Consider the following 26448-nt stretch of genomic DNA (forward strand, 5'->3'; position numbering starts at 1 on the left):
GTGGCCGCGACGGCCGCGCGTACGCGGCTTCGTGAACGGCGTATGGCAGTCGTGTGTCGGGCCGCGGCGCTCCCTTCACCCGGGCCGGGGATGCGCCTACGGTCGTACCCGAAGCGCCACCACGACCGTGTGCCCGAGTGGCCCAGGGGCCGGACTGCAAATCCGGTGACGCGGGTTCGAATCCCGCCACGGTCTCTACGACGGAGGGTCCGCCCGGTTCCAGTCCATCCGGGACCAGGGCAGGGCCAGTCCGTCCCGGCCGGCGACCTGCCGGGGAGCCAGCGAGCCGACGGGCACGGCCTCGCGGTGCCGCGCGTACACGGTGTCCACGTAGCGGTGGCCGGTGTCGGCGGCGACGAAGAGGACCGTGCGCTCCGGCGACCGGTCACGCTCCCAGCGGGCGGCGAGGTAGCCCGCCCCGGTGGACAGCCCGGCGAACACCGCGTGCCGGCGCAGCAGGTCGACGCCGCCGGCCAGGGCGGCGTCGAACGAGATCCAGTGGAGCGTGTCGTACGACGCGTGGCGGACGTTCCCGAAGGGGATGGAGCTGCCGATGCCCGCGATGATGATCTCCGGGTCGGCGACGTGCTCCGCGCCGAAGGTGACGCTGCCGAAGGGCTGTACGCCGACCAGCCGGGTGCGGGGCGCGTCCTCGCGCAGGTAGTGGGCGAGGGCTCCGGTGGACGCGCCCGACCCGACCCCGCCGACGACGGTGAGCTCCTGCCCCTCCGTGGACGTGCGGATCAGGTCGGCCACGGCCCGGTACCCCAGGTAGTGGACGTCGTCGTGGTACTGCCGCATCCAGTGGTACCCGGGGTGTTCGGCCAGGATCTCGTGGACGCGCTCGACGCGCCGCTTCTGGTCCAGCTTCAGGTCGCTGCAGGGCTCCATCTGCTCCAGCGTCGCCCCGAGGACGGCGAGTTGGGTGCGCAGGGTGCGGTCGACCGTCGTCGAGCCGACGATGTGGCAGTGCATGCCGTGCCGGTGGCAGGCCAGGGCGAGGGCGTACGCGTAGATCCCGCTGGAGCTGTCCAGCAGGGTGTCGCCGGGACGCACCGCCCCCGTGTCGAGCAGGTGGCGGACCGCGGCGAGGGCGGAGACCACCTTCATCGTCTCAAAGCGCAGGCAGACGAGCCGGTCGTCGAGGCGTATCAGGTCCGGTCGGCCGATGGCCTCCGCGATGTGCTGGTCCACTCGGGGACTCCTTGGTCGTGGGGAAGTTCGGGAGGTCCGCCGGGTCCGGGAGGCCCGGGGCGGCCGGGAAGGTGGTGAAGGTGCGGGTGGTGGGGATGCCGTCGCTCTCCAGGGCCCGTACGCAGCCGCGGACCCGGTGGCGCAGCCCGGGGGCGGCCGGGTCCAGCAGCAGCCCGGCCACCGAGCCGCTGTGCGCGATCTGGACGCCCACCGCCCCCAACCGCCGGGCGATACCGACCAGCGCGTCGAACTCCGGATGGCGCAGGAGCCGTTGGCCGTGCCGGGCGCTGGCCGTCGCCACCCGGCCGAGCAGCGCGGCATCACCCGTGGCCACGGCCCGCCGCAGCAGCACCCGCAGCCGCTCGAAGGCGCGTACGTCGTGGTCGTCGTGCACCGGGGCCGGGAGGGAGAGGGTGTCCACGGGCGCGCCCCCGCCCAGCGCGCAGCCCACGACGACGAGGGGCGGCAGGCGGTGGCCGAGCACCTCCAGGACCCGCCCCTCGCGCTGGGCGAAGAGCACCGGTCGGGCGCCGAGCATCAGCGGGTCGCAGGCCAGCTCGGCACGGACCGCGAGCCGGGCGACGGCGGCGGGCGGGAGCCGCAGCCCGTACGAGGCGGCGACCGCGCGGACCACGGCGATGACATCACTGGTGGAGCTGCCCATGCCCAGTCCCACCGGGATGTCGCCGGAGACCCGCAGCTCCCCGCCGCAGGGGCGCTCGCCGCACCGCCGGGCGCACTCCTCGACGGCCAGGGCCGCCGCGCGCGCGGCTTTCGTACGGTCTCCGGGCCGTACGGTGAGCCGCTCCGGCGGGGTGCCGGGCCGCCGGGTGAACTCGGCCCGGCTGCCCGGGCCGCTCATCGGCAGGGTGACCAGGCCGGCGCACCGGCGCCCGGCGGCGTCGAGGAAGACGCCCTGGAGGATCTCGCCGTGGTGGCAGGAGGCGTGCCCGGCGCCGCGGCGGTGGGTGCCGCGGCGGTCGGCGCCGGGGGAGCCCCGGCGGGCCGCCGGAATCATGCCGGGCCCGCCGTCCGGTAGCGGTACAGGGTGGTCGGGTCGGCGCTGAACTGGGAGAAGGGGAAGGGCTCCGCGGACAGCGCGGTCACCCCGGCGCCGAGGAAGGCGCGGGCGACGGCGCTGCCGCTCTGCGCGTACACGACGAGCGGGATCCCCCGCGTGCGGCAGCGCTCCAGGACGGTGTCGAAGGAGCCGTTGCTCAGGGTCATGCCGGTGGCGACGACGGCGTCGGCGCGCTCCAGCACCTCGTGCATGTCGGTGGTGACGGGGTCGCCCCACTGGGTTGCTCGGAGGTTGAAGTCGCAGGGCAGCGGTTCGCCGCCGCGCTCGCGGATCGCCGCGACCAGCGGGTTCACCACGCCGATCAGGCCGACCTCGGCGCCGGGGCCGATGTCCAGCAGCCCGGCGATCGCCGCGTCGCGGGCCCGGGCGCGGACCTCCGGGGTGCCGGCGGGCAGGGTGACCGTCTCCGCCCCGGCGTCGCGGTGCGGGAACCGATGGGCCAGGTAGGCGTCGAGGGCGGCGATCCGCAGCGGGCGCGGCGCCTCGCGCAGCAGGACGTCGAGCGGGGCGCCGGAGGAGTCGCGGCAGACCTCCGGGCCGATCTCGCCGGCCTCGAAGGCGCAGCCGCCGAAGGAGTCGCCGAGCCGGACGAGGACGTACTGGTTGAGGTAGGTGGTGTCGCCGCCGGCCAGCCGGGTTCCGTGGTGGATCCAGAACACGCTGGTCGCCACCAGGTCGGAGGGCAGCGGTCCGTGTTCGCCCGCCAGCACGGCCTCGATCAGGGCGTCGACACCGGCCGCCGGTGCGGTCGCGGTACGAGCCGGGGGCTGGGGCTGGGGCCGGGGCTGGGGCTGGGTGCGGCTCCGGGGCTGGGGTTCGGGCCGGTTCGTCATGGGGTTCCTTGTCGGAGAGGGGTTCGGGAGGGGGGTCCGGGCACGCTGCCGCGCAGCGGCCCGCGGTAGGTGACCGCCGGCCGGCCCAGGGCGTCGGCGGACAGTTCGGCGTCCACCTCGAAGATCCGGGCGAGGTTCGCGGTGGTCAGGACGTCGGCGGGGGCGCCCGAGGCGACCAGTACGCCTTCGTGCATGAGCAGCAGCCGGTCGCAGTGGCGGGCGGCCAGGGTGAGGTCGTGCAGGGCGACGAGGACCGTCTGGTCGGCCTCGGCGAGGAGCTCCATCAGCTCCAGCTGGTGTTTGACGTCGAGGTGATTGGTGGGTTCGTCGAGGAGCAGTCCGTACGGCTGCTGGGCGAACGCGCGCGCGATGTGGGCCCGTTGGCGCTCGCCGCCGGACAGGTGCTGCCAGCGGCGCCCGGCGAGCGCGGTGAGTCCGACGCGTTCGAGCGCGGCCGCGACGACGGCCCGGTCGTGGGCGTCCGGTCCGTGCCAGCGGTCGCGGAAGGGGGTCCGGCCCAGCCCGACGACGTCGGCGACGCGCAGGTCGGTGTCGAGGCCGGAGTCCTGGGCGACGAAGGCGACCCGGCGGGCGATCGCGCGGGCGCTCAAGTCCCGTACGGGCAGGCCGTCGTAGCGCACCGTGCCCGCGTCGGGCACCCGCAGCCCGGCCAGACAGCGCAGCAGCGAGGACTTGCCCGAGCCGTTGGGCCCGAGCAGCCCGACGGTCTCGCCCGGCGCGATGTCCAGGCCGACCCCGCGGACGACGGGCGTGCCCGAGGCGGACCAGCTCAGCCCTTCGGCGGTGATCCTCACAGCTCCCCCCTCCTGCGCAGGACGAGCAGGAAGAGCGGGACCCCGATCAGCGCGGTGATCACGCCGACGGGCACTTCCCGGGGCGCGAAGGCCACCCGCGCCAGGGCGTCGGTCCACACCAGGAACACCGCGCCGGCGAGGGCCGCGTGGGGCAGCAGCACCCGGTGCAGCGGCCCGGCCAGGAAGCGCACCCCGTGCGGGACGATCAGCCCGACGAAGCCGATGGCGCCGACCGTGGCCACCGCGACCGAGGTCAGCACGGCCGTCACCACGAGCAGCAGCATCCGGGTGCGCCGGACGCCGATCCCCAGGGAGGCGGCGGTGTCCGCGCCGAAGGCGAGCCCGTCCAGGGCGTTCGAGCACAGCCAGGCCGCGGCCAGCCCGAGGGGGGTGACGACCGCGCAGACCACCACGGCGTCCCAGCGGGCCGGGGCCATCGAGCCCATCAGCCAGTGGGTGACGGCGCGCGTGGTGTCGGCGTCGGCCGAGGCCATCAGGGCGAGCGACGTCAGGGCGGTGAAGAGCTGGCCCACGACCACACCGGTCAGCACGATGCGGACCGAGTCCAGCCCCGTACGGCGCAGCAGGAGCAGCAGGCCCGCGAAGGCGAGCAGCGCCCCGGCCAGTGCGCCGCCGGTGATCCCGAGGGTGCCCGCGCCCACGCCGAGGACGACCACGGCGACCGCGCCCGCCCCGGCGCCCGAGGAGACCCCGAGCAGGTAGGGGTCGGCGAGCGCGTTGCGCGTGACGGCCTGCAGGACCGTGCCGCAGACCGCGAGGGAGGCGCCGACCAGGGCGGCCATCAGGACCCGCGGCAGCCGCAGGTCCCAGACGAGCGAGTCCAGCAGCGGCGGCAGCGGTTCGGTGTCCAGCCCGAGCCGCCCCCCGAGGACCCGGGCCAGGTCGGTCCATCCCACGTCGGCGGTGCCGACACGGGTGGCGGCCGCCACCGAGGCGGCCAGTACGAGCCCCATGGCGAGGAGCAGTCCCGCCCGCGCGGGGCCGGAACGAAGGGCCGGAGCCGGCGGGGACGGCGCGGGGGCGGCCGGGCCCGCCGTGCGGGCCGAGGGATGCAGCAGGTCGACGGACGGGCCCGTCGACGGGGCCGGCGCCCGGTCCGCCGGTCCCGTCGCAGGGGCCGCCCGGCCGCCCGCGTCAGCGGACATACCCGAGGTCCTTCATCCCGGCGGCCAGCAGGCCCAGTGCGTGCACGGAGCGCACGGAGGGGTCCAGCTCGATGCCGGGCACCTCGACGATCCTGTTGTCGCGCACCGCCGCCAGCTTGGAGACCACCGGGTCCTCGGCCATCGCCCTGCGCTTCTCGGCGGCGCTGTCACCGGGCCGGCCGCGCTCGGACAGGTCGCCGATCACGATGAAGTCCGGGTTGCGCCTGGCGACTTCCTCCCAGGACACCTCCGGCCAGTCCTCCTCCACGTCGTCGAAGGCGTTCTTCGCGCCGACGATCCGGCTCATCTCGCTGGGCAGCCCGGTCCGGCCCGCGACGTACGGCATGCCGTTGAAGACGGAGTAGAGGTAGACGACCGTGGGCTGTTTGCCGTCCCGGGCAGTGGCGGCTGCGTTCTCGCCGGCCCTGGCGACGGCGGCGCGCTGCTCCCCGGCGAGGGCGGCGGCCCGGTCCTCGGCGCCGAAGACCCTGCCCAGCGCCTCGTAGTCGGAGAAGAGCAGTTCGAAGGGGGACTTACCGGGCTCGTTGTGATGGGGGCAGTCCACGGCGCTGACGAAGGCGGGGACCCCCAGGGCCCCCAGTTCCTCCCGGGTGCCCGCCCGGTCCTTCGTGTAGAGGTCGGCGGAGCCGGCCACCACGAAGTCGGGTGTCGCGGCGCGCAGTTGCTCGCCGGTCGCGATCTTGGGGGCGATCACCGGGACCTTCGCGTACGCGGCCCGGTACTGCGCCGGGATCTTCGTCTTGAGGTTCGCGGTCCCGGCCATCCGGTCCTGCAGGCCCAGTTCCAGCAGGGTCTCGGTCGAGGTCTGGTCCAGGGCGACGGTGCGCTTCGGGGGTCCGTCGAAGGAGAGCCCGCTGCCGCAGCTGGTGACGGCCGTCCGGGCGGCGGGAGCGCCCTGCGCGGTGCGGTCCGGGCCGCGGCCGGTGGTGGTCGAGCAGCCGGCGGTGGCGGCGGCGGATGCGAGAACGAGGGTCAGGGCGAGGCCGGTTCGGGCGCGGTGGCGCATGGGTTCTCCGTCTGGGGGCGTGGGTGAGGGCGTGGGTGAGGGCGTGGTCGTGCACCGGGCAGGAGTGCCGCGTTCACAGAGTACTGTAATGGTTATCGTTTTCATTAATGGAATGAGGAGCACCACATCGTGGCGACCACACCTGCCCCCGCGGAGCCCAAGAACCGTCCACCGCAGGAGCGTTCCGTCCTGCGCGACGCCGCCTTCCTGCGCCTGTGGGCCGGCACCACCGCATCCGGTCTCGCGACCTGGGCCCTGCCCTTCGTCCTGGGCCTCGCCGTCCTGCAACGGGAACTGGGCGCGGTCGGCCTCGGCCTCGTCCTCGCGGCGCGCACCGCCGGCTTCCTCGCCGCCGTGGCCGTCGGCGGGGTCCTGGCCGACCGTCACTCCCGCCGGGCCGTCGTCCTGTGGTCCGCCCTCGCGGCCGCGGCCGCCGCACCCCTGCTCGCCGTCGGACTCGGGCGCTCCCTGCTGCTGATGACCGCGGCCGCGGCCCTGGCCGGCGCCGGCCAGGGAGCGTGCCGCCCCGCCTTCCAGGCGCTCACGGCCGAGGTCGTCGACGCCGGGCGCAGGCAGCAGGCCAACGCCGCGACGACCCTGGCGGTGCGCGCCTCCACACTGGCCGGGCCCGCACTGACCGCGCTGCTCGCGGCCTTCACCGACGTCTCGACCCTGCTGCTCGGCATCGGCCTGCTCTGGCTCGTCGCGGCACTCCTGCCGGGTCGGGGAGCCGCGGCCGGCGCGGGCGCCCCGCCCCGGCCGCAGCGGGCTTCCCTGCGTGCCGAGTTCGTCGACGGGATACGCGAGGCCCGCCGCCACCCCTGGTTCCTCGCCGGACTGGGCGCCCTCACCGCCGTGATCGCGCTCGGCTACTCCGCCACCAGCGTCGCCCTGCCCCTGATCAGCCGTGACCGCTACGACACCGAGTGGGTGCTGGCCGCCGCCATGACCGCCTACACCGTCGGCGCGCTCGGCGGAGCCCTGGTCACCGCCCGGTTCCGGCCGAGCTCCCGGGGCTGGGCCGCCTTCGCGGGACTGGCCGCCTACGGCTTCGCGCCGCTGAGCCTGATGTTCCCGGTGCACCCCGCCGTGGTCATCGGCGCCTACGCGGTCGCCGGCATCGGGATCGAGCTGTTCAACGTGCCCTGGTTCACCGCCACCCAGCGCGAGGTCGCCCCGGACAAGCTCGCCCGGGTCTCCTCACTCGACTTCCTCGTGTCCTACGGCCTGGCCCCGGTGGGCCTGGCGCTCATCGCCCCGGCCATCCATGCCTTCGGGGTCACCCCGGTCCTCGGGGTGTGCGCCGCGGCCTGCTTCCTCGTCCCCGCGGCGGCCGCGCTGGTGCCCACCGCCCGGCACTTCGGGCGGCCGCCGGCGCGGCCCGCCGGCTGAGTCCTGCCGCCGCCGTTCAGGAGCGTGAGTGCACGAGGGCGAACACCGCGCCCTCCGGGTCCGCGACCGTGGCCTGCCGCCCGCGCAGGCCCTCCCGCGGCGGGTCGACGATGCGCCCGCCGAGCTCCTCGACCCGCCGCGCGGCCGCGTCGGTGTCCTCGACCTCGAAGTACGCCAGCCAGTGCGGCCCCCGGTCGTGCGGCAGGGAGCGGCCCACGCCGTGCACGGCGGCGACGGGCCGGCCCGCCAGGTTCAGGGTGAGGTGGTCGAAGTCGTCCGAGGCGGTGACGTCGGTCTGCGCCTCATGGCCGAATACGTGCTCGTAGAACTTGCCGACCGCCGAGGTGTCCTGGGTGATCAGCTCGTGCCAGACGGGGGTGCCCGGACCGCCGCCCGGCCGGGCGCCCAGGCGGGCCTGTGTCTGCCACAGCCCGAAGACCGCTCCCAGCGGGTCCGAGCAGATCGCCACCCGCCCCGCGATGCCGGCGTCCAGCGGTCCCACCGCGACCGTGCCGCCGCAGGCCCGGACCGACTCGGCGGTCGCGTCCGCGTCGTCCGTGGCCAGGTACGTCGTCCACGCCATCGGAAGGTGTCCGTCCGGCGGCATCTCGCCGATCCCGGCCACCTCCTGTCCGTCCAGCACGGCACGGACGTACGGTCCGAGCTGCTCGGGCCCGGGCACGTACTCCCATCCGAACAGGTCGGCGTAGAAGTCCTCGGTGCTCCCGAGGCCGTGCACCATGAGACTCACCCAGCACGGGGTGCCGGGGGTGCGCCGGGTCGCTTCCGCTGCCTCGGTCATGTCAGCCGTCTCCTCCGTCGTGCCGTCACCGGTGCTGATGGTTCCACTCCGGCGGACGCGGCGCGCCCCGGCCGCGCCGCATTCCTGTGGTCCGGACCGGAGTTGACCGGAACAGGGTGCCCCGCTGATGACGGCCCTGTTACACGGGTGCCGGGCGGGGAGGAAGATGGCCGGCATGACTGCGAAAACTGCGATCCTCTCCGCCGCCGAACTGAGGAACGAACTGGCGGGCGCCAGGCCGCCGGTCCTGCTGGACGTCCGCTGGCAGCTGGGCGGCCCCGACCAGCGGCCCGCGTACGAGGCCGGACACCTGCCGGGTGCCGTCTACGTCGACCTCGACCGCGAACTGGCAGGTCCGGCCGGGTCGGGCGGGCGCCACCCGCTGCCGGACCCGGAGGCCTTCGGCGCGGCGATGCGCAGGGCCGGGGTCCCGGCGGCCGCGCCCGTGGTCGTGTACGACGGCGGCCAGGGCTGGGCGGCGGCCCGCGCATGGTGGCTGCTGCGCTGGACGGGTCACCCGAACGTGCGAGTCCTGGACGGCGGTCTGGCCGCCTGGACGGCGGCGGGAGGCGAGCTCACGGCCGAACGGGTGATTCCGGTGGAGGGCGATTTCAAGCCAACCGCTGGGGCGCTCGGGCTGCTCGACGCCGACGCGGCGGCGCTGCGGGCGCGCGAAGGCGTCCTCCTCGACGCCCGGGCGGGGGAGAGGTACCGCGGCGAGGTCGAGCCCATCGACCCCGTGGGCGGCCACATCCCCGGCGCGCTGTCGGCCCCGACCACCGAGAACATGGGCCCCGACGGCCGCTTCCTGCCGGCGGACGCGCTGCGGGCCCGGTTCGAGGCGCTCGGCGCGTCGGAGGGGACCCCGGTGGGCGTGTACTGCGGCTCGGGGGTCTCCGGAGCCCATGAGGTGCTCGCCCTGGAGGTGGCCGGTATCGAGTCCGACCTCTACGCGGGCAGCTGGTCGCACTGGTGTATGGACCCGGCCCGCCCGGTGGCCACGGGCCCGGACCCCCAGTAGCCGTGACGGGGCCGGGCACCGCCCGGCCCCGAGGGGCTACTCCTGCTTCTTGCGGCGGGTGCCGAAGACGATCTCGTCCCAGCTCGGCACCGCCGCACGGCGCCCGGGGCGGACCCCGTCTGCCTCGGCCTGCCGGTCCGTGGTGCCCGTCAGCCGGTCGCGGTGGCCCGCCACCGTGCGGGGCATCAGGACATCGGCGTACGCGGCGCCCGCGCCCGCCGACGCGGCGGGCGCCGGCGGCTCCTCCGCCTCCGGTTCCGTGTCCGTCGGCTCGGTGCGCTCGGGTACGACCATGTCGCCGCGGAAGCTCGGTACCGCCTCCAGCAGGCTGGTCAGCGTGTCCCGTTCCTCCTCCGGCTCCGGTACGGGCGCGGGCCGGGGTTCGGCCCGCTCCAGCTGCCGGTCCAGGGCGCGGTCCAGCGGCCGGTCGCGCGGCAGGCGCGCGATCCTCGGCACGAAGGGGAAGCTCGGCTCCGGCGTCGCCGGCAGGTCCTCGGACTCGCCGATGAGGGAACGGGCCTCGTCGTCCACGGCCACGACCAGCCGGCGCGGCGGGTCGTAGGTCCAGCTCGCCGAGTGCGGCTCGCCGGCGACCCGGTAGACCAGGAGGACCTCCCAGGTGCCGTCGTCGCGGCGCCACGAGTCCCATTGGACGGACTCCTTCTCGGCCCCGCGCAGGGTCAGGCGTTCCTGCACGGCCTCGCCGAGCTGCGGCCCGGTGTTCTCGCCGGGGCGACGCACCGGGGTCTTGCGGGCGCGCTCGGCCATGAAGGCGCGCTCGGCGAGCACGGGGCCCTCGAAGCGGCGTACGCGGTCGACGGGGATGCCGGCGAGTTGGGCGACCTCCTCCGCGGAGGCACCGGCTCGTATGCGGGCCTGGATGTCGCGGGGCCGGAGGTGGCTCTCGACCTCGATCTCGATCTGGTTCAGGCGCGCACGGTCGTTGCGTACGGCAGCCCGAAGCCGCTCATCGATCGGAAGCGTGTACTCCGTACTGTCCGCAGCTTTGAGCACCAGTCGTGTGCCGTCATTGGAGACGGCCACGACACGCAGTTCGGGCATGGGGACCTCCCGGGTGGTGCCTGCCGACGTCACGTGCGTCGCTGCTTCCGCTAGTCGAGTGTGGCCTGCCCGGGTGCAGCCTGCCACAACCTTGCCGAGTTAAACCGGCGTGTCGGGCATGCGCCCTTGATCGCCGTTATGGCACGGTTACCTGTTGGGCACGCACAGTGACCGAATGGTTACTGTGCGCAGCAGGATCCGTGCAATGCCGCGGCATCACCGGTCTTCGAGTGCCGCTTTCCGTCAGCCGGCCCCCTCTCCCGGATCCGGACATCCGAAAGGAAGGACAGACCCAGGGCTCGCCACAGTACTCCATTCGGGCCACCTGGGTGGACCGCCGCGCCGCCGAAGTTTCCTCGGACGGCGGGAGTTGGGCTGCCCGCTGTCGGGTCCCACCTGCGTCCTGTGCCCGAACGCGGGTGTCCTGCTTCACAGAATCACCCGAAACGGAACTATCCCCTTCGCTCAGCTGTCAGTAATTGCTGAAAGAGGAGAAGCACGAGAGGCCGGGCACACAGGGGATGGCGATGGGTCAGAAGGCGACGCGTGACGTCGGGACCGAACCGGAGGCGAAGAAGCTCGACCTGAGCGTGGCCCAGGTCGCCGGATCCTCCCTCGCCACCGTCGCGGCCGCGCTGCTCGCCTCGAAGATGGGCGTCTACGGGACCATCCTCGGCGCCGGCGTGGTCAGCGTCGTCGCCACCGCGGGCGGACCCGTCATCCAGCACCTCTTCCGGCGCACCGGCGACCAGCTGCGCGAAGGGGCCCGGCCGAAGGCCCGTCAGGCGCCCGCGCCCCGCGGGGAAGGCGGGGCCGCGGCCACGGCCTCCGGACCGGCCGGGGAGTTCGGCGAGCCCACCGTGCACGGAACCCGGATGCGCGGATGGAAGCGCACCGCGGTGGCATCCGGCGCGGCCTTCGCCATCGCCGTCGGAGGCCTCGGCACCTACGAGGCCGTGGCGGGCACCTCCGTCAGCAGCGGCGGCGGCACGCTCTTCTCCGGCGGAACCCGCACCGCGGGCGAGGACCGGCCCGGCCCGTCCGAACGCGGTCCGGCCGGCGGGGAGGAGGAACGGCGGGGCGGCACCGACGCCCCCGGCCCGGGTACCTCCCCGAGCCCCTCCCGTCCGGAGAGCGGCCGGAGCCCGGGCCCGGACCCGGGCCCGTCGCGCTCCGGCGAGCCGGCGCCCGGCCCCTCGGAGCCGACGCGCGGGCCGGCGCCGGCGCCGACCCCCACGCCGTCGGCGCCGGACCCGACCCCGACACCGGGTACCGGCGCTGCCACGCCGTCGGCGCGGCCCAGTGCCTCCTGACCCCGCTCAGACCCCCAGGACGCGCCGCAGGTAGTCGTTGCCGAAGACCCGGTCCGGGTCGAGGCGGTCCCGCAGCGCGGTGAACTCGCCGAAGCGCGGGTAGATCCGGGAGAAGTACTCCGCGTCCCGGGTGTGCACCTTGCCCCAGTGCGGGCGGCCGCCGTGCGCCGTGAAGATGTGCTCGGCCGCGGTGAAGTAGGCCTGGTACGGGGTGCCCTTGTACATGTGCACCGCGATGTAGGCCGTGTCGCGCCCGCAGGCCGTGGACAGCGCGATGTCGTCCGCCGGAGCCGTCCGCACCTCCACCGGAAAGCTGATCCGCAGCCCGGAGCGGTCGACCATCGCCCGCAGCTCCCGCAGCGCCTCGACCACGGCCTCGCGCGGGAGGGCGTACTCCATCTCCACGAACCGCACCCGGCGCGGGCTGGTGAACACCTTGTACGGGATGTCCGTGTAGGTGCGCGCCGACAGGGCGCGGCTGGCCACGCGGGCTATGGAGGGGATGGTGCCCGGGACGGCCCGGCCCAGAGTGTTGACGGCCTGGAAGAGGCCGTTGGAGAGCAGCTCGTCCTCGACCCAGGCGCTCACCGGTCCGGGCGGGGCGGCCGGGCCCTGGCTGCGGTTGTTGCGCTTGGTGTTGCAGTTGCCGGTGTGCGGGAACCAGTAGAACTCGAAGTGCTCGTTCTCCGCGAAGTGCTCCTCGAACTCGGCCGTCACCCGGTCGAAGCCCATGGGCTCCTCACGGGCGGTCAGGAAGAAGAGCGGCTCCACGGCAAAGGTGATCGCGGTGACGATGCCGAGCGCACCGATGCCCACCCGGGCCGCCGCGAAGACCTCGGGATTCTCCTTCTCGGAACACGTCAGCAGCTCGCCGTCCGCCGTGACCAGCTCCAGGGCGCGGATCTGGGCGGCGATGGAGGCCGAGTCCCGGCCGGTGCCGTGGGTGCCGGTGCTGGTGGCGCCGGAGACCGTCTGCTCCATGATGTCGCCCATGTTGGTGAGCGAGAGGCCCTCGGCGGCGAGGACCCGGTTCAGGTCCTTCAGCGCCGTGCCCGCCGCCACCGTGACGGTGCCCGCGGCACGGTCGAGCGACCGGATCCCGGCCAGGGCCTGCGGCCGGACGAGGACCCCGTCGGTCGCGGCGGCCGCGGTGAAGGAGTGGCCGGTGCCGACGGCCTTCACCCGCAGCCCTTCCTCGGCGGCCCGGCGGACCGCCTCCTGGAGCTCCCCGACCGATGCCGGGGTCACCACGCGGGTGGGCGTGGCGGTGACGTTGCCCGCCCAGTTACGCCACGCGGTCGCCGTGCTGCCGTTCCGTGCTGTCGCCGTCCCCATCGGTTGCTGGCTCCTCCCCTTGCGCCGGCCTCGTCAGCCGGCGGTATCCCGCGAACGCAACCGCCGCCGCGGCCGCTCCCGCCGAGATGGAGACGACGTACCCGGTCCGCGCGCCGGCCGCGTCGACGACCCAGCCGGTCACGGAGGACCCGAGCGCGATACCGACCGCGAGGCCGGTGCTGATCCAGGTCATGCCCTCGGTCAGCTTCGCGTGTGGTACGTGCGCCTCGATCAGGGCCATCGTGGTGATCATCGTGGGAGCGATGGCGAGGCCCGAGACGAAGAGCGCCACGGCCAGAAACGGAAGGTTCCCGGCCAGTAGGAGGGGGATCATACTCACGGCCATCGCACTGATGCCCACGACCCAGCGAGGTTCGGCCTTGCCCTTGAAGTGCAGCAGGCCGAAGACGATGCCCGCCAGGCAGGAGCCGAAGGCCCACACGGCGAGGAGGACGCCGCCGAGGGACTTGCTGCCGTGCTCCTCGGCGAAGGCGAGGGTGGCCACGTCCACGGAGCCGAAGATCGCGCCGGTCGCGACGAAGGTCGCCACGAGTACCTGCAGGCCGGGGGAGCGCAGCGCGGACGAGAGGTCCGAGTGCTCGTGGCGCGGATGCGGCTTCGGCTCGGTCGCCGTCAGGGCCGTCAGCCACCACACGCCCGCCACCAGGAAGACGACGGCGACCACCGGGCCGGCCTCGGGGAACCAGCCGGCCGAGAGCGTCGCGGCGAGCGGCGGGCCGACGATGAAGCACAGCTCGTCGACGATCGACTCGAACGAATAGGCCGTGTGCAGCTGGGGGGTGTCGCGGAACAGGGCCGTCCAGCGGGCCCGGACCATCGAGCCGACGCTGGGCACGCACCCGGCGACGACAGCGAAGACGAAGAGCGTCCAGCTCGGCCAGCCCCGGGCGGCGGAGATCAGCAGGCCGGTCACCGAAGCGGCCGCGATCAGGGTGGCGGGGCGCAGCACCCGGCGCTGTCCGTGCTGGTCGACCAGCCGGGAGACCTGGGGGCCCACGGCCGCGGCGGAGAGGGCGATGGTCGCGGTGATCCCGCCGGCCAGGGCGTAGCTGCCGCCCAGCTCGGTGATCATCGTGAGGACACCGATGCCCACCATGGACAGCGGCATCCGGCCTATGAGGCCGGCGGCTGTGAACCCCTTGGTGCCGGGGGCCGCGAATATCGCGCGGTAGGGACTGGGCAAGGTGCCCTCCGTAAGGGACTGGATTGGCTCACACAGATTACGTCCGCCGACGAAGCGCACGCACGGGGAAGGCGCCGGGCAGGAACTTAGGGTGACCTTACCTGTCATCCGATGTGTGAGACGGCGCCGGGTCCGTTACCGGGCGGGGAGGCCGGGTGGCAGGATTCGAGGCATGTCAGACCAGTTCCGTGCCCCCGACGCCGGCTCCGCCGCCCCGTACGACGCACTCCTGCTGCTCTCCTTCGGAGGACCCGAAGGGCCCGACGACGTCGTCCCGTTCCTGGAGAACGTCACGCGCGGGCGCGGCATCCCGCGCGAGCGGCTCAAGGAGGTCGGACAGCACTACTTCGGCTTCGGCGGGGTCAGTCCGATCAACGGGCAGAACCGCGAGCTGCTCGACGCCCTGCGCAAGGACTTCGCCGGACAGGGGCTGGACCTGCCGGTCTACTGGGGCAACCGGAACTGGGCCCCCTACCTGGACGACGTGATGCGCGAGATGGCCGCCGACGGGCGCCGCCGGATCGCGGTCCTCGCCACCAGCGCGTACGCCTCGTACTCGGGCTGCCGGCAGTACCGCGAGAACCTCGCCGACGCCCTGGCCGCGCTGGAGCGGGACGGCGTGGAGCCGCCACGGGTCGACAAGCTGCGGCACTACTTCAACCACCCCGGCTTCGTGGAGCCCATGATCGACGGCGTGGTGGCCTCGCTCGACGCCCTGCCCGAGGAGGTGCGCGCCGGAGCGCACCTCGCCTTCACCACGCACTCCATCCCGACCGCCGCCGCAGACACCTCCGGCCCGGTCGAGGACCACACCGCGGGCGGTGAGGGCGGCGCGTACGTCAAGCAGCACCTCGACGTCGCCCGGGTCATCGCCGACGAGGTCGCGGTACGGACCGGCGTCGCCCGCCCCTGGCAGCTCGTCTACCAGTCCCGCAGCGGCGCCCCGCACATCCCCTGGCTGGAGCCGGACATCTGCGACCACCTGGAGGCCCTGCACGCCGAGGGGGCCCCCGCCGTGGTCATGGTCCCCATCGGCTTCGTCTCCGACCACATGGAAGTCCTGTACGACCTGGACACCGAGGCCACGGCCAAGGCTGCCGAGCTGGGCCTGCCCGTCGCGCGCTCCGCGACCGTCGGCGCCGACCCGCGCTTCGCCGGGGCCGTGCGGGAGCTCGTCCTGGAGCGGGCCGCCAAGGAGCGCGGCGAGGCGGCCGAGGAGTGCTGGGTGGGCACGCTGGGACAGAGCCACGACCTGTGCGCGGCGGGCTGCTGCCCGGCCCGGGCCCCGCGGCCGGCCGCCGCGGGCGCGGACAGCCCGTACGACGCCCCGGAACGAGGAGGACGAGCGTGATCTCCGAAGAGCTGAAGGCCGAGCTGCTGGAGGCCGGCATGGAGGCCGCCCGGCAGGCCGGGGCGCTGCTGCGCGACGGCCGCCCGGCCGACCTGGCGGTGGCGGCGACGAAGACCAGCCCGATCGACGTGGTGACCGAGATGGACATCGCGGCGGAGAAGTTGATCACCGGCATCCTCGCCGAGCGGCGGCCCGAGGACGGGCTGCTGGGCGAGGAGGGCGCGGACACCCCGGGGACGAGCGGGGTGCGGTGGGTCGTCGACCCGCTGGACGGCACCGTGAACTACCTCTACGGCCTCCCGAGCTGGGGCGTGTCCATCGCCGCCGAGTACGGGGGCGAGACCGTGGTGGGCGTCGTGGCGGCGCCGATGCGCGGGGAGGTCTACCACGCGGTGCTCGGGGGCGGCGCCTGGCTGGGCACGGCACGCCTCGCCTGCCGTTCGGCGGCCCCGCTGGACCAGGCGCTGGTCGGCACCGGCTTCGCCTACGTCCAGGCCCGGCGGGCGCACCAGGCCGACGTGGTGCAGCGGATCATCCCGCTGGTGCGCGACATCCGGCGGGGCGGCTCGGCGGCCCTGGACCTGTGCGACGTGGCCGCGGGGCGGCTGGACGGCTACTACGAGCGCGGCCTGAACCCCTGGGACCTGGCCGCCGGCGACCTGATCGCCCGGGAGGCCGGTGCCGTGACCGGCGGCCGTCCCGGGGAGCCGGCCTCGGGCGAGCTGGCGCTGGCCGCCACCCCGGCCGTGTTCGCCTCGCTCCAGCCGCTGCTGGAAGAGGCCGGGGCCTGGCACGACTGAGCGCTGCGGCGGTGGACGCACGTGGACCCCGGCCGCCCCTTCGGGCGGCCGGGGTCCACGTGCGTCCCGGAGTCGGCTCTCGCAGCCGCTCAGCAGCCGCTCAGCGGCCGGTCAGCAGGCGGGCGCGGCGGCCGTGACCGGCACACCGTGCTCGGCGGCCAGACGCTGGAGGTCTTCCAGCTCCGCCTGTTCCACTTCCGCGAGGAAGTCGTCGCCCGTCTCGCGGGCGTGCCTGAGATCCGACTGCGTGGCCCTGATGCGCTGCAGGAGACCCGCGCTGAATGCGTCCATGATGGGTTCGCCCCCTCTTCGTGGGTCGGCGGCGGCACGTGGCAATACCGCCGTCAGGGAGTGGATGGGGTGTGCTCACGTCCTCCCCGGCACCCTGGGCGCAGAAACCTCCGGAGGCGAGGGAATCCTCACTTCCGTCCCGCGGGCCCCCTCCATGACCCGTCTTACAGCCGGTTTACGGCTGAAACGGGCAGGATGTACGACGCAATACACGTGTGCCCTTCTGGGCTCGGAGGAAGGAAACGACGTGCGCGTACTCGTCGTCGAGGACGAGCAGCTGCTCGCCGATGCGGTGGCCACCGGCCTGCGCCGGGAGGCCATGGCCGTGGACGTCGTGTACGACGGCGCCGCCGCCCTGGAGCGGGTCGGCGTGAACGACTACGACGTGGTCGTGCTCGACCGGGACCTCCCGCTCGTGCACGGTGACGACGTGTGCCGGAAGATCGTCGAGCTCGGCATGCCCACCCGCGTGCTGATGCTGACCGCCTCCGGAGATGTGAGCGACCGCGTGGAGGGCCTGGAGCTCGGGGCGGACGACTACCTGCCCAAGCCCTTCGCCTTCACCGAGCTGACCGCCCGTGTGCGGGCCCTCGGCCGGCGCACCACCGTCGCGCTGCCGCCCGTACTGGAGCGGGCCGGGATCAAGCTGGACCCGAACCGGCGCGAGGTCTTCCGTGAAGGCAAGGAGGTGCAGCTGGCCCCGAAGGAGTTCGCGGTGCTGGAGGTCCTCATGCGCAGCGAGGGGACCGTGGTCTCCGCCGAGCAGCTGCTGGAGAAGGCCTGGGACGAGAACACCGACCCGTTCACCAACGTGGTGCGCGTGACGGTGATGACCCTGCGCCGCAAGCTGGGCGAGCCGCCCGTCATCGTGACGGTGCCCGGCTCCGGATACCGGATCTGACCACGTGGCGACCACCCCGGCGCCACCGACGGCGCCACCGAAACCGACCTGGGACCCCGGCCAGCCCGAGGGTCCCTTCCCGTGGCTGAGGCCGACCATCCGGATACGCCTCACGCTGCTCTACGGCGGGATGTTCCTGATCGCGGGCATCCTGCTGCTGTCGATCATCTACCTGCTGGCGGCCCAGGCGCTGCGGCAGGGCAACGCCATGCCGTTCCAGATCGTCGGCGGCCAGAACGTCCAGGTCTCCAGCACCGCCTGTCCCGGCGTGGGCATCGGCCAGTCGTACGACCAGTTCAACGCTGCGATCAGCAAGTGTGCCCTCGAACAGCGCAGGCACGCCCTGGACGACCTGCTCAGCCGCTCGCTGATGGCCCTGCTGGGCCTGAGCATCATCGCCTTCGCCTTCGGCTACGCGATGGCCGGCCGGGTGCTCTCGCCGTTGGGCAAGATCACCCGTACCGCCCGCCGGGTGGTCGGCTCCGACCTGACCCGGCGGATCGAGCTGGACGGGCCGGACGACGAGCTCAAGGAGCTCGCCGACACCTTCGACGAGATGCTGGACCGGCTGGAGCGGGCCTTCACGGCCCAGCAGCGGTTCGTCGCCAACGCCTCGCACGAGCTGCGGACACCGCTGGCGATCAACCGGACCCTGCTGGAGGTGCACCTGTCCGATCCGGGCGCCCCGGTGGAGCTCCAGCAGCTCGGCAAGACCCTGCTCGCCACCAACGAGCGCAGCGAGCAGCTGGTCGAGGGCCTGCTGCTGCTGGCCCGCAGCGAGAACCAGATCGTCGAGCGCAAGCCCGTGGACCTGGCGGAGGTCGCCTCGCGCGCCGTCGACCAGGTGCGGGCCGAGGCCGACGCCAAGGGCGTGGAGATCCGCGGCGAGCGCGAGCCGGCCGTGGTGCAGGGCAACGGCGTCCTGCTGGAGCGGATCGCCCTCAACCTGGTGCAGAACGCCGTCCGGTACAACGTGCCGGAGGACGGCTGGGTGGAGGTCACCACCGAGGCCCAGCACGGCCAGGCGGTGCTCCTGGTGTCGAACACGGGTCCCGTGGTTCCCGCGTACGAGGTGGACAACCTCTTCGAGCCGTTCAGGCGGCTGCGTACGGAGCGCACGGGCAGCGACAAGGGTGTAGGACTGGGTCTGTCGATCGCGCGCTCCGTGGCGCGCGCACACGGCGGCAGGATCCAGGCGATGCCCCGGGAAGGCGGTGGCCTCGTGATGCGTGTCACTCTGCCTTTGTGAGACCCCCCACCCCGTGTTCGCTTTTGGCTGAATACTTGGCCCCTGAACCCATTCGCCCCTGTGTGATCGATCACAGTCGGCGGTGGCGGGTCATGTGCGTTCGGTGACCCGGGGGCGGCCGGAACGCCCGGGAAGTCCGGGTTTCCGGCCCCCCGAATGGCGGGAAATACACGGGGTGGCGTTTGTGCAAGACGGCGCCCGGACCGTGTACGGTCCCGGTCGTCATCCCAGCCGATCGCCCCTTCAGGTCGGCGGCTGGGTGTCGATTGAGTAACAGACCTTGATGTGAGGCAAAATCTCCGCCTCAGGTCGGGCACAAGTCCGGCCTCTCGTGCGTTACGTGCGCTGAGACACCGCTAACACCCAGAGGGGGAGAGCGAACAATGGCAACGGACTACGACACCCCGCGCAAGACCGACGACGACGTCGACAACGACAGCATTGAAGAGCTGAAGGCTCGACGCAATGAGAAGTCGTCCTCGTCCGTCGACATGGACGAATTCGACTCGGCCGAGAGCCTTGAGCTTCCCGGCGCGGACCTCTCCAACGAGGAGCTGGCCGTTCGAGTCCTGCCCAAGCAGGCCGATGAGTTCACCTGCATGAGCTGCTTCCTGGTGCACCACCGCAGCCAGCTGGCACGTGAGAAGAACGGTCAGCCGATCTGTCGCGACTGCGACTGAGAGGCGTCGGCCGTGGCTGGCTCGACACCCTTTCGGAGGCGCCCCTTCCGAAAGCAGGGTGATCCGGCGGAGACGCAGGTGGTGACCACGGACCCGGAGACGGGTCCCGAAGCCCCCGGCGGCTCCGCCAGTGCGGTACTCGCCGCTCCCTCCGACACCGCCCCGGCGGCGTCGGTCGCGGAGCCCGGCGAGGAGTCCCGGCGCGGTGCCGGGGGCCGTCGGCTGCAAGCCGTCAGGAACGGCGTGCGCAAGGGCGGCGAAGGCGTGCGCGGCGCCGCCCTCTACATCACCGACCGCATCATCGAGAACGCACCGCGCGTTCCGGTCCGGGACCTGGCGACGCTGCGCGCGCAGTTCCCCGGCCTCGGTCCCGACCAGCTCGCCGACAAGCTGATCTCGGGCGCCACCGCCGCCTCGGCGACCGTCGGCGCCAGCATCGGCGCGGCGGCCATGCTGCCCGTGCCGCCCGCGATGCCCGCCGAACTCGCGGCGGAGATCACCGGCGTCGCGGCGATCGAGCTGAAACTCATCGCGGAGCTCCACGAGGTCTACGGCCAGCGGCCGCACGGCAACCTCAAGGAGCGCACGTTCGCCTACCTGACCGCGTGGACGGAAGAGCGCGGGGTCGACCTCACCAAGCCCACGACGCTGAACGCGGCGCTCGGGGGGCAGATGAAGCGCGAACTGCGCCAGCAGATCATGAAGCGGATGATCCGCAGCCTGCCGAACCTCATGCCGTTCATGGTGGGCGCGGCGGTCGGAGCGGTCATGAACCGCCGCGACACCCGCAAACTCGCCGAGAAGGTCCGTGCGGACCTGCGCAGGCAGGCGGTGGCCTGGGAGGCCCTGCGCACCCTGCCGCCCCTGGAGCGGCCCGTGGAGCCCCTTCCCGAGGCCACCAGGGCCGCCTTGGAGGGGCCGGGTCACTTCAGGCGCGACTGACGGCGTCCGCGGCCCCGCCGTGGACCCGGCGGATCAGGCCGCCCGCGCCGCGCGCAGGGCCGAGACCAGGGCCTGCGGTTCGCGGGTGGAGACGTAGACGTACGGGGTGGGGTCGGCGGGGTCGGTGACCTCGATACGGACCGCCGTCGGCACGTAGCTGCGCATCAGCATGAAGGCCCGGGTGTCCGCCTTGTACGTGCGCCAGGCGCGCGCCTGCTCGGCGTCCAGGATCTCGGCCTCGCCCAGCGCCGACACCGGGATCCGGGCGTCGCCCACGGCCAGCGCACCGTTCACCACACGCACGCGCGCGGAGCCGTACGAGCTCACCACCAGCCCGGCCAGCGCGGTGCCGCCCACGAGGCCGGCCAGCAGCGGCAGCGTGCCCAGGGGCAGCAGCATCAGCGCGCCGGCGAGGCCGGTCATGACGGCGATGCCCCACCAGGAGCGGGGGGCGGTCAGGCGTTCGTCGTGGTGCGCGGTGGAGAGCTGCATGTGCTCAAGCCTGCCACGAGGCGACCGGCGGGTAGCCGCGCGGGTAAGGTCTGCGGCTGTGAGTGGACGAAACACAGCGTTGACGCCCCCGGCCGATGCCGCCGCACCGGTCCGGCATCCCGACGCGCCGGCACCCGGTGAGCTCCTCGGTGCCCACTACGAGCACTGTTTCGGCTGCGGCGGGGGCCAGCCGCACGGACTCCACCTGGAGGCCCGGGCCGGCGACGGCGTGCGCGTCACCGCCGAGTTCACCGTCAAGCCCGCCCACCAGGGCGCGCCCGGGCTCGCCCACGGCGGGGTGCTCGCCACCGCACTCGACGAGACACTGGGCTCGCTGAACTGGCTGCTGCGCGTCATCGCCGTGACCGGACGGCTGGAGACGGACTTCGTGCGGCCGGTGCCCGTGGACACCGTGCTGTACCTGGAGGCCGAGGTGACCGCCGTCGCCGGCCGGAAGATCTACTGCACGGCCGTGGGCCGGATAGGCGGGCCGGAGGGCCCGGTCGCGGTCCGCGCCGACGCGCTCTTCATCGAAGTGAAGGTCGACCACTTCATCGACAACGGACGGCCCGAGGAGATCCAGGCGGCCATGGCCGACCCGGACCAGGTCAGGCGCGCACGCGCCTTTGAGGTGAACCCCTGATGTCCCTGAACAACAACGGATCCCGCCATGACGTCGACGTGCTGATTCGCCGCGTCGACCCGGAGGTTCCGATTCCGGCGTACGGGCACCCCGGTGACGCCGGCTGCGACCTGGTCACCACCGAGGCCGCCGTACTGGAGCCCGGTGAGCGCGCGGTGCTGCCCACCGGGGTCGCGATCGCCCTCCCCGACGGGTACGCGGCCTTCGTGCACCCGCGCTCGGGTCTGGCCGCACGCTGCGGGCTCGCGCTCGTGAATGCCCCGGGGACGGTGGATGCCGGGTACCGTGGAGAGATCAAGGTGATCGTGGTCAATCTCGACCCTCGCGAGAGCGTCAGGTTCGAGCGTTTCGACCGCATTGCCCAGCTGGTTGTCCAGCGGGTCGAGAAGGTGCGCTTCCACGAGGTGGCGGAACTTCCCGGCTCGGCCCGGGCCGAGGGGGGCTTCGGCTCCACCGGCGGTCATGCGGCCGTGGCCGGATCCGGGGCTGGTCAGCAGGGTGGGAATGGCTACGCTTCGGTCGTAACCGACCGGGAAGGACAGTGACGTGTTCGGACGTCGCAAGAAGAACGACTCCGCCCATGACGGCGGCGCGGCCGAGCAGGTCGTAGACGGCGTCGCCGCCGCTGAGCAGGACGACGCGGGCGAGTCGGACGGCGGCGCTGCCGCGCCGCGCCGGATCAACCTGCCCCCGGCCCCGCGGCCGGACGGCCCCTGGGACGTCTCCGAGGTACTCGGGAACCCGGCCGACGGCCGGGTCGACCTGGGCGGCATCTTCGTACCCGGTGTCGACGGCATGGAACTGCGCGTCGAGGTCGCCGGGGACGCCATCGTGGCCGCCACCGTGGTGCTGGGCGACAGCGCCGTGCAGCTGCAGGCCTTCGCCGCGCCCAAGAAGGAAGGCATCTGGGGCGAGGTCCGCGACGAGATCGCCGCGGGCATCACCCAGCAGGGCGGCATCATCGACGAGGTCCAGGGCACCCTGGGCTGGGAGCTGCGCGCGCAGGTTCCCGTCCCGCTGCCCGACGGGCAGACCGGCGCCCAGCTGGTCCGCTTCGTCGGCGTGGACGGCCCGCGCTGGTTCCTGCGGGGCGTCATCTCCGGCCAGGGCGCGGTGCGCCCCGAGTCGGCGGGCGTGCTGGAGCAGATCTTCCGGGACACCGTCGTCGTCCGCGGCGACGGCCCGATGGCCCCGCGCGACCCGATCGTCCTGAAGCTGCCGAACGACGCCCAGATGGTGCCGGACGGCGTGCAGACGGAGGAGCAGGAAGGCTCCCGCTTCGGCGGCGGCATGGGCCAGCTGGAGCGCGGCCCGGAGATCACCGAGGTCCGCTGACCCGCGGATCCCGGACGGCCCCCGCGCACAGGGGGGCTCGTCGTCTTTCCGGCCGGTGGGCCCCACTCCTTCGGGGTGGGGCCCACCGGCTTTCGCGCACCGCGGAGGAGGCGCCGCGGCCCGCGTCAGAGATCCGTCAGGGATCGGCCCCCGGGACGGGATCGGTGCGTGCCCGGCCCGTACGTCCCCGAGAATGAGCGCATGGGACGCGGCAAGCTCAGGATCTATCTCGGCGCGGCACCCGGCGTGGGCAAGACCTACGCGATGCTCTCCGAGGGGCACCGCAGGACGGAGCGGGGCGCGGACTGCGTCGTCGGCTTCGTCGAGCACCACGGGCGGCCGCGTACGGAGGTCATGCTCCACGGACTCGAACAGGTGGAACGCCGGACCCTGACCTACCGCGGGGCCACCTTCACCGAGATGGACGTGGACGCGCTCCTCGCCCGCCGACCGGCCATAGCGCTCGTGGACGAGCTCGCGCACACCAACGTCCCCGGATCGCGCAACGCCAAGCGCTGGCAGGACGTGGAGGAGCTGCTGCGGGCCGGCATCGACGTCGTGTCGACCGTCAACATCCAGCACCTGGAGTCCCTCGGGGACGTGGTCGAGGCGATCACCGGGGTGCGGCAGCGGGAGACCGTGCCCGACGAGGTCGTCCGCCGGGCCGACCAGGTCGAGCTCGTCGACATGTCCCCGCAGGCGCTGCGCCGGCGGATGGCGCACGGGAACATATACAAGCCCGAGAAGGTCGACGCGGCCCTTTCCAACTACTTCCGGCCGGGCAACCTCACCGCCCTGCGCGAGCTCGCACTGCTGTGGGTGGCCGACCGGGCGGACGAGTACCTCCAGCAGTACCGGGGCGAGCAGGGCATCCGCTCGACCTGGCAGGCGCGGGAGCGGATCGTCGTCGGGCTCACCGGCGGGCCCGAGGGACGCACCCTCATCCGGCGCGCGTCGCGGATGGCGGCCAAGGGCTCGGGCAGCGAGATCCTCGCCGTCTACATCGCCCGCAGCGACGGCCTGACCGCCGCCTCGCCGAAGGAGCTCGCGGTCCAGCGGACGCTGGTGGAGGACGTCGGAGGAACGTTTCACCACGTCATCGGCGACAACATCCCCGACGCCCTGCTCGCCTTCGCGCGCGGGGTCAACGCCACCCAGATCGTGCTCGGCTCCAGCCGCCGCCGCTCCTGGCAGTACGTCCTCGGCCCCGGCGTCGGCGCGAGCGTGGCCCGCGACTCGGGACCCGACCTCGACGTCCACATCGTCACGCACGAGGAGGTCGCCAAGGGGCGCGGCCTGCCCGTCGCCCGCTCGGCGGCCCGGCTCGGCCGCAACCGGATCGTGGCCGGCTGGGTGGTGGGTACGGTCTTCCCGGTGCTGCTGTGCCTGCTGCTCACCCACGTCGACGCCGACCTCGGGCTCGCCAACGACATGCTGCTGTTCCTGGCGCTGACGGTGGCCGCCGCGCTGCTGGGCGGGCTCTGGCCGGCCCTCGCCTCCGCCGCCCTCGGCTCGCTGCTGATGAACTACTTCTTCGCGCCGCCGCTCCACCGGTTCACCGTGTCCGACCCCAGGAACATCGTGGCCATCACCGTCTTCTTCGGCGTCGCCGTCTCGGTGGCCTCGGTGGTGGACCTGGCCGCCCGCCGCACCCACCAGGCCGCCCGGCTGCGCGCCGAGTCCGAGATCCTCTCCTTCCTCGCCGGGAGCGTGCTGCGGGGGGAGACCACGCTGGACGCGCTGCTGGAGCGGGTGCGCGAGACCTTCGCCATGGAGTCGGTGGCCCTGCTGGAGCGGGCGAACGACCTGGAGCCCTGGAAACCGGCCGGCAGCGTCGGCCCCGGCCCGGTCGCCCGGCCCGAGGACGCCGACGTGGACATGCCCATCGGCGACCACATGGCGCTCGCCCTGTCCGGGCGGGTCCTGCCCGCCGAGGACCGCCGGGTGCTCGGCGCCTTCGCCGCCCAGGCCGCCGTGGTCCTGGACCGCCAGCGGCTGGTCGGCGAGGCGGAGGACGCCCGCCGGCAGGCCGAGGGCAACCGGATCAGGACCGCCCTGCTGGCCGCCGTCAGCCATGACCTGCGTACGCCGCTGGCCTCCATCAAGGCCTCCGTGACCTCGCTGCGCTCCGACGACGTGGAATGGTCGGAGGAGGACCGCGCCGTGCTCCTGGAGGGCATCGAGGACGGGGCCGACCGCCTCGACCACCTCGTGGGCAACCTGCTGGACATGTCGCGGCTGCAGACCGGGACCGTCACCCCGCTGATCCGGGAGATCGACCTCGACGAGGTGGTCCCGATGGCGCTGGGCGGCGTACCGGAGGACAGCGTGCTGCTGGACGTGCCCGAGTCGCTGCCGATGGTGGCGGTGGACCCCGGGCTGCTGGAGCGGGCCGTGGCCAACGTCGTGGAGAACGCCGTCAAGTACAGCCCGGCCGGCACACCGGTACTGGTGGCGGCCAGCAGCCTCGACGACCGGGTCGAGGTGCGGGTCGTCGACCGCGGGCCGGGGGTCCCCGACGAGGCGAAGGACCGGATCTTCGCCCCCTTCCAGCGGTACGGGGACGCCCCGCGCGGCGCCGGAGTCGGCCTGGGACTGGCCGTCGCCCGCGGTTTCACCGAGTCCATGAACGGCACCCTCGCCGCCGAGGACACCCCCGGCGGCGGGCTGACCATGGTGCTGACCCTGCGCGCGGTGCCCCGCGGCCCGGCACCGGCCCGTGGCACGGTGGACGGCGCCGGTACGGACCACCCCCTCGACACCGGTCACGACCGTGACCGGACGACACGACAGAAGGCAGGACCCCAATGACCCGGGTGCTCGTGGTGGACGACGAGCCGCAGATCGTCCGAGCCCTCGTGATCAATCTGAAGGCACGCAAGTACGAGGTCGACGCCGCCGCCGACGGCGCGAGCGCACTGGAGCTCGCGGCGGCCCGCCACCCCGACGTGGTCGTCCTCGACCTCGGCCTGCCGGACATGGACGGGGTGGAGGTGATCAGGGGGCTGCGCGGTTGGACCCGCGTGCCGATCCTGGTCCTCTCCGCCCGGCACAGCTCCGACGAGAAGGTCGAGGCCCTGGACGCGGGCGCCGACGACTACGTCACCAAGCCCTTCGGCATGGACGAGCTGCTGGCCAGGCTGCGCGCCGCCGTCCGCCGGGCCGAACCGTCCGCCGGGTCCGGCGAGGACGAGGTGGTCGTGGCGACCGAGGGCTTCACGGTGGACCTGGCCGCCAAGAAGGCGGTGCGCGAGGGGCGCGACGTACGGCTGACCCCCACCGAGTGGCACCTGCTGGAGGTGCTGGTCCGCAACGGCGGCAAGCTGGTCAGCCAGAAGCAGCTGCTCCAGGAGGTCTGGGGGCCCAGTTACGGCACCGAGACGAACTACCTGCGGGTCTACATGGCCCAGTTGCGGCGCAAGCTGGAGGCGGATCCCTCGCATCCGCGGCACTTCATCACCGAACCGGGCATGGGATACCGCTTCGAGAGGTAGTGGGCGCGCCGGTAGGCTTTCCTGT

Annotated in this window: 26 protein-coding genes and 1 tRNA gene; 15 read left to right on the forward strand and 12 right to left on the reverse strand. The window is 73.4% G+C overall.

What is annotated here, in order from left to right:
- Positions 1-123 precede the first annotated feature (123 nt).
- Positions 124-195 (forward strand) — tRNA-Cys (locus tag E6U81_RS08215).
- Here E6U81_RS08215 and E6U81_RS08220 read toward each other — a convergent pair.
- Genes E6U81_RS08220 through E6U81_RS08245 form a run of 6 tightly spaced genes read right to left on the reverse strand, consistent with a single transcriptional unit; the run spans position 196 to position 6116 of the window.
- Positions 196-1194, reverse strand: a complete 999-nt coding sequence (locus E6U81_RS08220) for a pyridoxal-phosphate dependent enzyme (protein ID WP_136229426.1) — start codon at positions 1192-1194, stop codon at positions 196-198.
- A complete protein-coding gene (locus E6U81_RS08225) occupies positions 1115-2212 on the reverse strand; it encodes a GHMP kinase (RefSeq protein WP_136229427.1) in 1098 nt (365 codons plus the stop codon). The genes E6U81_RS08220 and E6U81_RS08225 overlap by 80 nt, the downstream gene beginning before the upstream one ends.
- Entirely contained in the window at positions 2209-3108 is a 900-nt protein-coding gene (locus E6U81_RS08230; protein ID WP_136229428.1) for a DUF364 domain-containing protein, read from the reverse strand. Before E6U81_RS08230 ends, E6U81_RS08225 begins: the two co-directional genes overlap by 4 nt.
- Positions 3105-3923, reverse strand: coding sequence for an ABC transporter ATP-binding protein (locus tag E6U81_RS08235; protein ID WP_136229429.1), 819 nt, complete (start codon positions 3921-3923; stop codon positions 3105-3107). The genes E6U81_RS08230 and E6U81_RS08235 overlap by 4 nt, the downstream gene beginning before the upstream one ends.
- On the reverse strand, positions 3920-5089 hold the full coding sequence (locus tag E6U81_RS08240; protein WP_240803713.1) for an iron ABC transporter permease: 1170 nt from the start codon (positions 5087-5089) through the stop codon (positions 3920-3922). Before E6U81_RS08240 ends, E6U81_RS08235 begins: the two co-directional genes overlap by 4 nt.
- Positions 5079-6116: an ABC transporter substrate-binding protein gene (locus tag E6U81_RS08245; protein WP_136229430.1), complete on the reverse strand. Its 1038-nt coding sequence runs from the start codon at positions 6114-6116 to the stop codon at positions 5079-5081. The genes E6U81_RS08240 and E6U81_RS08245 overlap by 11 nt, the downstream gene beginning before the upstream one ends.
- Before the next feature lie 129 nt (positions 6117-6245).
- Here E6U81_RS08245 and E6U81_RS08250 point away from each other — a divergent pair, with 129 nt between their 5' ends.
- Positions 6246-7508: an MFS transporter gene (locus tag E6U81_RS08250; RefSeq protein WP_136229431.1), complete on the forward strand. Its 1263-nt coding sequence runs from the start codon at positions 6246-6248 to the stop codon at positions 7506-7508.
- A gap of 16 nt (positions 7509-7524) precedes the next feature.
- Here E6U81_RS08250 and E6U81_RS08255 read toward each other — a convergent pair whose 3' ends face one another.
- Positions 7525-8310 carry a VOC family protein gene (locus E6U81_RS08255; RefSeq protein ID WP_136229432.1) on the reverse strand — a complete coding sequence of 262 codons (786 nt, stop codon included), beginning with the start codon at positions 8308-8310 and terminating at the stop codon, positions 7525-7527.
- 175 nt (positions 8311-8485) lie between these two features.
- Between E6U81_RS08255 and E6U81_RS08260 the strand changes: the two genes are divergently transcribed.
- A complete protein-coding gene (locus tag E6U81_RS08260) occupies positions 8486-9331 on the forward strand; it encodes a sulfurtransferase (protein ID WP_136229433.1) in 846 nt (281 codons plus the stop codon).
- A gap of 36 nt (positions 9332-9367) precedes the next feature.
- Here the strand turns inward: E6U81_RS08260 and sepH are convergent, their stop codons facing one another.
- Positions 9368-10393 carry a septation protein SepH gene (gene sepH / locus E6U81_RS08265; RefSeq protein ID WP_136229434.1) on the reverse strand — a complete coding sequence of 342 codons (1026 nt, stop codon included), beginning with the start codon at positions 10391-10393 and terminating at the stop codon, positions 9368-9370.
- Between the two features lie 527 nt (positions 10394-10920).
- Between sepH and E6U81_RS08270 the strand changes: the two genes are divergently transcribed.
- Positions 10921-11706: a hypothetical protein gene (locus tag E6U81_RS08270; protein WP_240803714.1), complete on the forward strand. Its 786-nt coding sequence runs from the start codon at positions 10921-10923 to the stop codon at positions 11704-11706.
- A gap of 6 nt (positions 11707-11712) precedes the next feature.
- Here the strand turns inward: E6U81_RS08270 and E6U81_RS08275 are convergent, their stop codons facing one another.
- On the reverse strand, positions 11713-13041 hold the full coding sequence (locus E6U81_RS08275) for a D-arabinono-1,4-lactone oxidase (protein WP_136229436.1): 1329 nt from the start codon (positions 13039-13041) through the stop codon (positions 11713-11715).
- Positions 12992-14245, reverse strand: a complete 1254-nt coding sequence (locus E6U81_RS08280; RefSeq protein ID WP_136229437.1) for an MFS transporter — start codon at positions 14243-14245, stop codon at positions 12992-12994. The genes E6U81_RS08275 and E6U81_RS08280 overlap by 50 nt, the downstream gene beginning before the upstream one ends.
- A gap of 172 nt (positions 14246-14417) precedes the next feature.
- Between E6U81_RS08280 and E6U81_RS08285 the strand changes: the two genes are divergently transcribed.
- Positions 14418-15596 (forward strand): ferrochelatase, encoded by a 1179-nt coding sequence (locus tag E6U81_RS08285; protein WP_136229438.1) that lies wholly within the window; start codon positions 14418-14420, stop codon positions 15594-15596.
- A gap of 38 nt (positions 15597-15634) precedes the next feature.
- Complete coding sequence (locus E6U81_RS08290; RefSeq protein WP_240803725.1) at positions 15635-16396, forward strand: inositol monophosphatase; 762 nt, start codon at positions 15635-15637, stop codon at positions 16394-16396.
- A gap of 111 nt (positions 16397-16507) precedes the next feature.
- Here E6U81_RS08290 and E6U81_RS08295 read toward each other — a convergent pair whose 3' ends face one another.
- Positions 16508-16687 carry a hypothetical protein gene (locus E6U81_RS08295; protein WP_136229439.1) on the reverse strand — a complete coding sequence of 60 codons (180 nt, stop codon included), beginning with the start codon at positions 16685-16687 and terminating at the stop codon, positions 16508-16510.
- Positions 16688-16934: 247 nt separating this feature from the next.
- On the opposite strand from E6U81_RS08295, the gene E6U81_RS08300 reads away from it, so the two are divergent.
- The 4 genes from E6U81_RS08300 (at position 16935) to E6U81_RS08315 (ending at position 20459) form a co-directional block, all read left to right on the forward strand.
- On the forward strand, positions 16935-17588 hold the full coding sequence (locus E6U81_RS08300) for a response regulator transcription factor (protein ID WP_030008767.1): 654 nt from the start codon (positions 16935-16937) through the stop codon (positions 17586-17588).
- Between the two features lie 4 nt (positions 17589-17592).
- Positions 17593-18837: a HAMP domain-containing sensor histidine kinase gene (locus E6U81_RS08305; RefSeq protein WP_136229440.1), complete on the forward strand. Its 1245-nt coding sequence runs from the start codon at positions 17593-17595 to the stop codon at positions 18835-18837.
- A 383-nt stretch (positions 18838-19220) separates the two neighbouring features.
- Complete coding sequence (locus tag E6U81_RS08310; RefSeq protein WP_030036261.1) at positions 19221-19517, forward strand: DUF4193 domain-containing protein; 297 nt, start codon at positions 19221-19223, stop codon at positions 19515-19517.
- A gap of 12 nt (positions 19518-19529) precedes the next feature.
- Entirely contained in the window at positions 19530-20459 is a 930-nt protein-coding gene (locus E6U81_RS08315) for a hypothetical protein (RefSeq protein ID WP_136229441.1), read from the forward strand.
- A gap of 33 nt (positions 20460-20492) precedes the next feature.
- Here the strand turns inward: E6U81_RS08315 and E6U81_RS08320 are convergent, their stop codons facing one another.
- Entirely contained in the window at positions 20493-20951 is a 459-nt protein-coding gene (locus tag E6U81_RS08320; protein WP_136229442.1) for a DUF3093 domain-containing protein, read from the reverse strand.
- A gap of 58 nt (positions 20952-21009) precedes the next feature.
- Between E6U81_RS08320 and E6U81_RS08325 the strand changes: the two genes are divergently transcribed.
- The 5 genes from E6U81_RS08325 (at position 21010) to E6U81_RS08345 (ending at position 26423) form a co-directional block, all read left to right on the forward strand.
- Positions 21010-21594, forward strand: a complete 585-nt coding sequence (locus E6U81_RS08325) for a PaaI family thioesterase (protein WP_136229443.1) — start codon at positions 21010-21012, stop codon at positions 21592-21594.
- Entirely contained in the window at positions 21594-22139 is a 546-nt protein-coding gene (dut, locus tag E6U81_RS08330; RefSeq protein ID WP_136229444.1) for a dUTP diphosphatase, read from the forward strand. The genes E6U81_RS08325 and dut overlap by 1 nt, the downstream gene beginning before the upstream one ends.
- A 1-nt stretch (position 22140) precedes the next feature.
- Entirely contained in the window at positions 22141-22929 is a 789-nt protein-coding gene (locus E6U81_RS08335; RefSeq protein WP_136229445.1) for a DUF3710 domain-containing protein, read from the forward strand.
- A 201-nt stretch (positions 22930-23130) separates the two neighbouring features.
- The gene (locus tag E6U81_RS08340; RefSeq protein ID WP_168714584.1) at positions 23131-25740 is read left to right on the forward strand and encodes a sensor histidine kinase KdpD; all 2610 of its coding nucleotides are present in this window, start codon (positions 23131-23133) and stop codon (positions 25738-25740) included.
- On the forward strand, positions 25737-26423 hold the full coding sequence (locus E6U81_RS08345; protein ID WP_136229446.1) for a response regulator: 687 nt from the start codon (positions 25737-25739) through the stop codon (positions 26421-26423). Before E6U81_RS08340 ends, E6U81_RS08345 begins: the two co-directional genes overlap by 4 nt.
- Positions 26424-26448: the final 25 nt, after the last annotated feature.

It is taken from the genome of Streptomyces sp. A0592 (assembly GCF_004795115.1).
Classification (GTDB): Bacteria; Actinomycetota; Actinomycetes; order Streptomycetales; family Streptomycetaceae; genus Streptomyces; species Streptomyces erythrochromogenes.

Coding starts and splice junctions, on each gene's coding strand:
- E6U81_RS08225 (WP_136229427.1), bottom strand. CDS start 2,212: ATGATTCCGGCGGCCCGCCGGGGCTCCCCCGGCGCCGACCGCCGCGGC.
- E6U81_RS08230 (WP_136229428.1), bottom strand. CDS start 3,108: ATGACGAACCGGCCCGAACCCCAGCCCCGGAGCCGCACCCAGCCCCAG.
- E6U81_RS08240 (WP_240803713.1), bottom strand. CDS start 5,089: ATGTCCGCTGACGCGGGCGGCCGGGCGGCCCCTGCGACGGGACCGGCG.
- E6U81_RS08245 (WP_136229430.1), bottom strand. CDS start 6,116: ATGCGCCACCGCGCCCGAACCGGCCTCGCCCTGACCCTCGTTCTCGCA.
- E6U81_RS08255 (WP_136229432.1), bottom strand. CDS start 8,310: ATGACCGAGGCAGCGGAAGCGACCCGGCGCACCCCCGGCACCCCGTGC.
- E6U81_RS08260 (WP_136229433.1), top strand. CDS start 8,486: ATGACTGCGAAAACTGCGATCCTCTCCGCCGCCGAACTGAGGAACGAA.
- sepH (WP_136229434.1), bottom strand. CDS start 10,393: ATGCCCGAACTGCGTGTCGTGGCCGTCTCCAATGACGGCACACGACTG.
- E6U81_RS08270 (WP_240803714.1), top strand. CDS start 10,921: ATGGGTCAGAAGGCGACGCGTGACGTCGGGACCGAACCGGAGGCGAAG.
- E6U81_RS08275 (WP_136229436.1), bottom strand. CDS start 13,041: ATGGGGACGGCGACAGCACGGAACGGCAGCACGGCGACCGCGTGGCGT.
- E6U81_RS08285 (WP_136229438.1), top strand. CDS start 14,418: ATGTCAGACCAGTTCCGTGCCCCCGACGCCGGCTCCGCCGCCCCGTAC.
- E6U81_RS08290 (WP_240803725.1), top strand. CDS start 15,635: ATGGAGGCCGCCCGGCAGGCCGGGGCGCTGCTGCGCGACGGCCGCCCG.
- E6U81_RS08295 (WP_136229439.1), bottom strand. CDS start 16,687: ATGGACGCATTCAGCGCGGGTCTCCTGCAGCGCATCAGGGCCACGCAG.
- E6U81_RS08310 (WP_030036261.1), top strand. CDS start 19,221: ATGGCAACGGACTACGACACCCCGCGCAAGACCGACGACGACGTCGAC.
- E6U81_RS08320 (WP_136229442.1), bottom strand. CDS start 20,951: ATGCAGCTCTCCACCGCGCACCACGACGAACGCCTGACCGCCCCCCGC.
- dut (WP_136229444.1), top strand. CDS start 21,594: ATGTCCCTGAACAACAACGGATCCCGCCATGACGTCGACGTGCTGATT.
- E6U81_RS08340 (WP_168714584.1), top strand. CDS start 23,131: ATGGGACGCGGCAAGCTCAGGATCTATCTCGGCGCGGCACCCGGCGTG.
- E6U81_RS08345 (WP_136229446.1), top strand. CDS start 25,737: ATGACCCGGGTGCTCGTGGTGGACGACGAGCCGCAGATCGTCCGAGCC.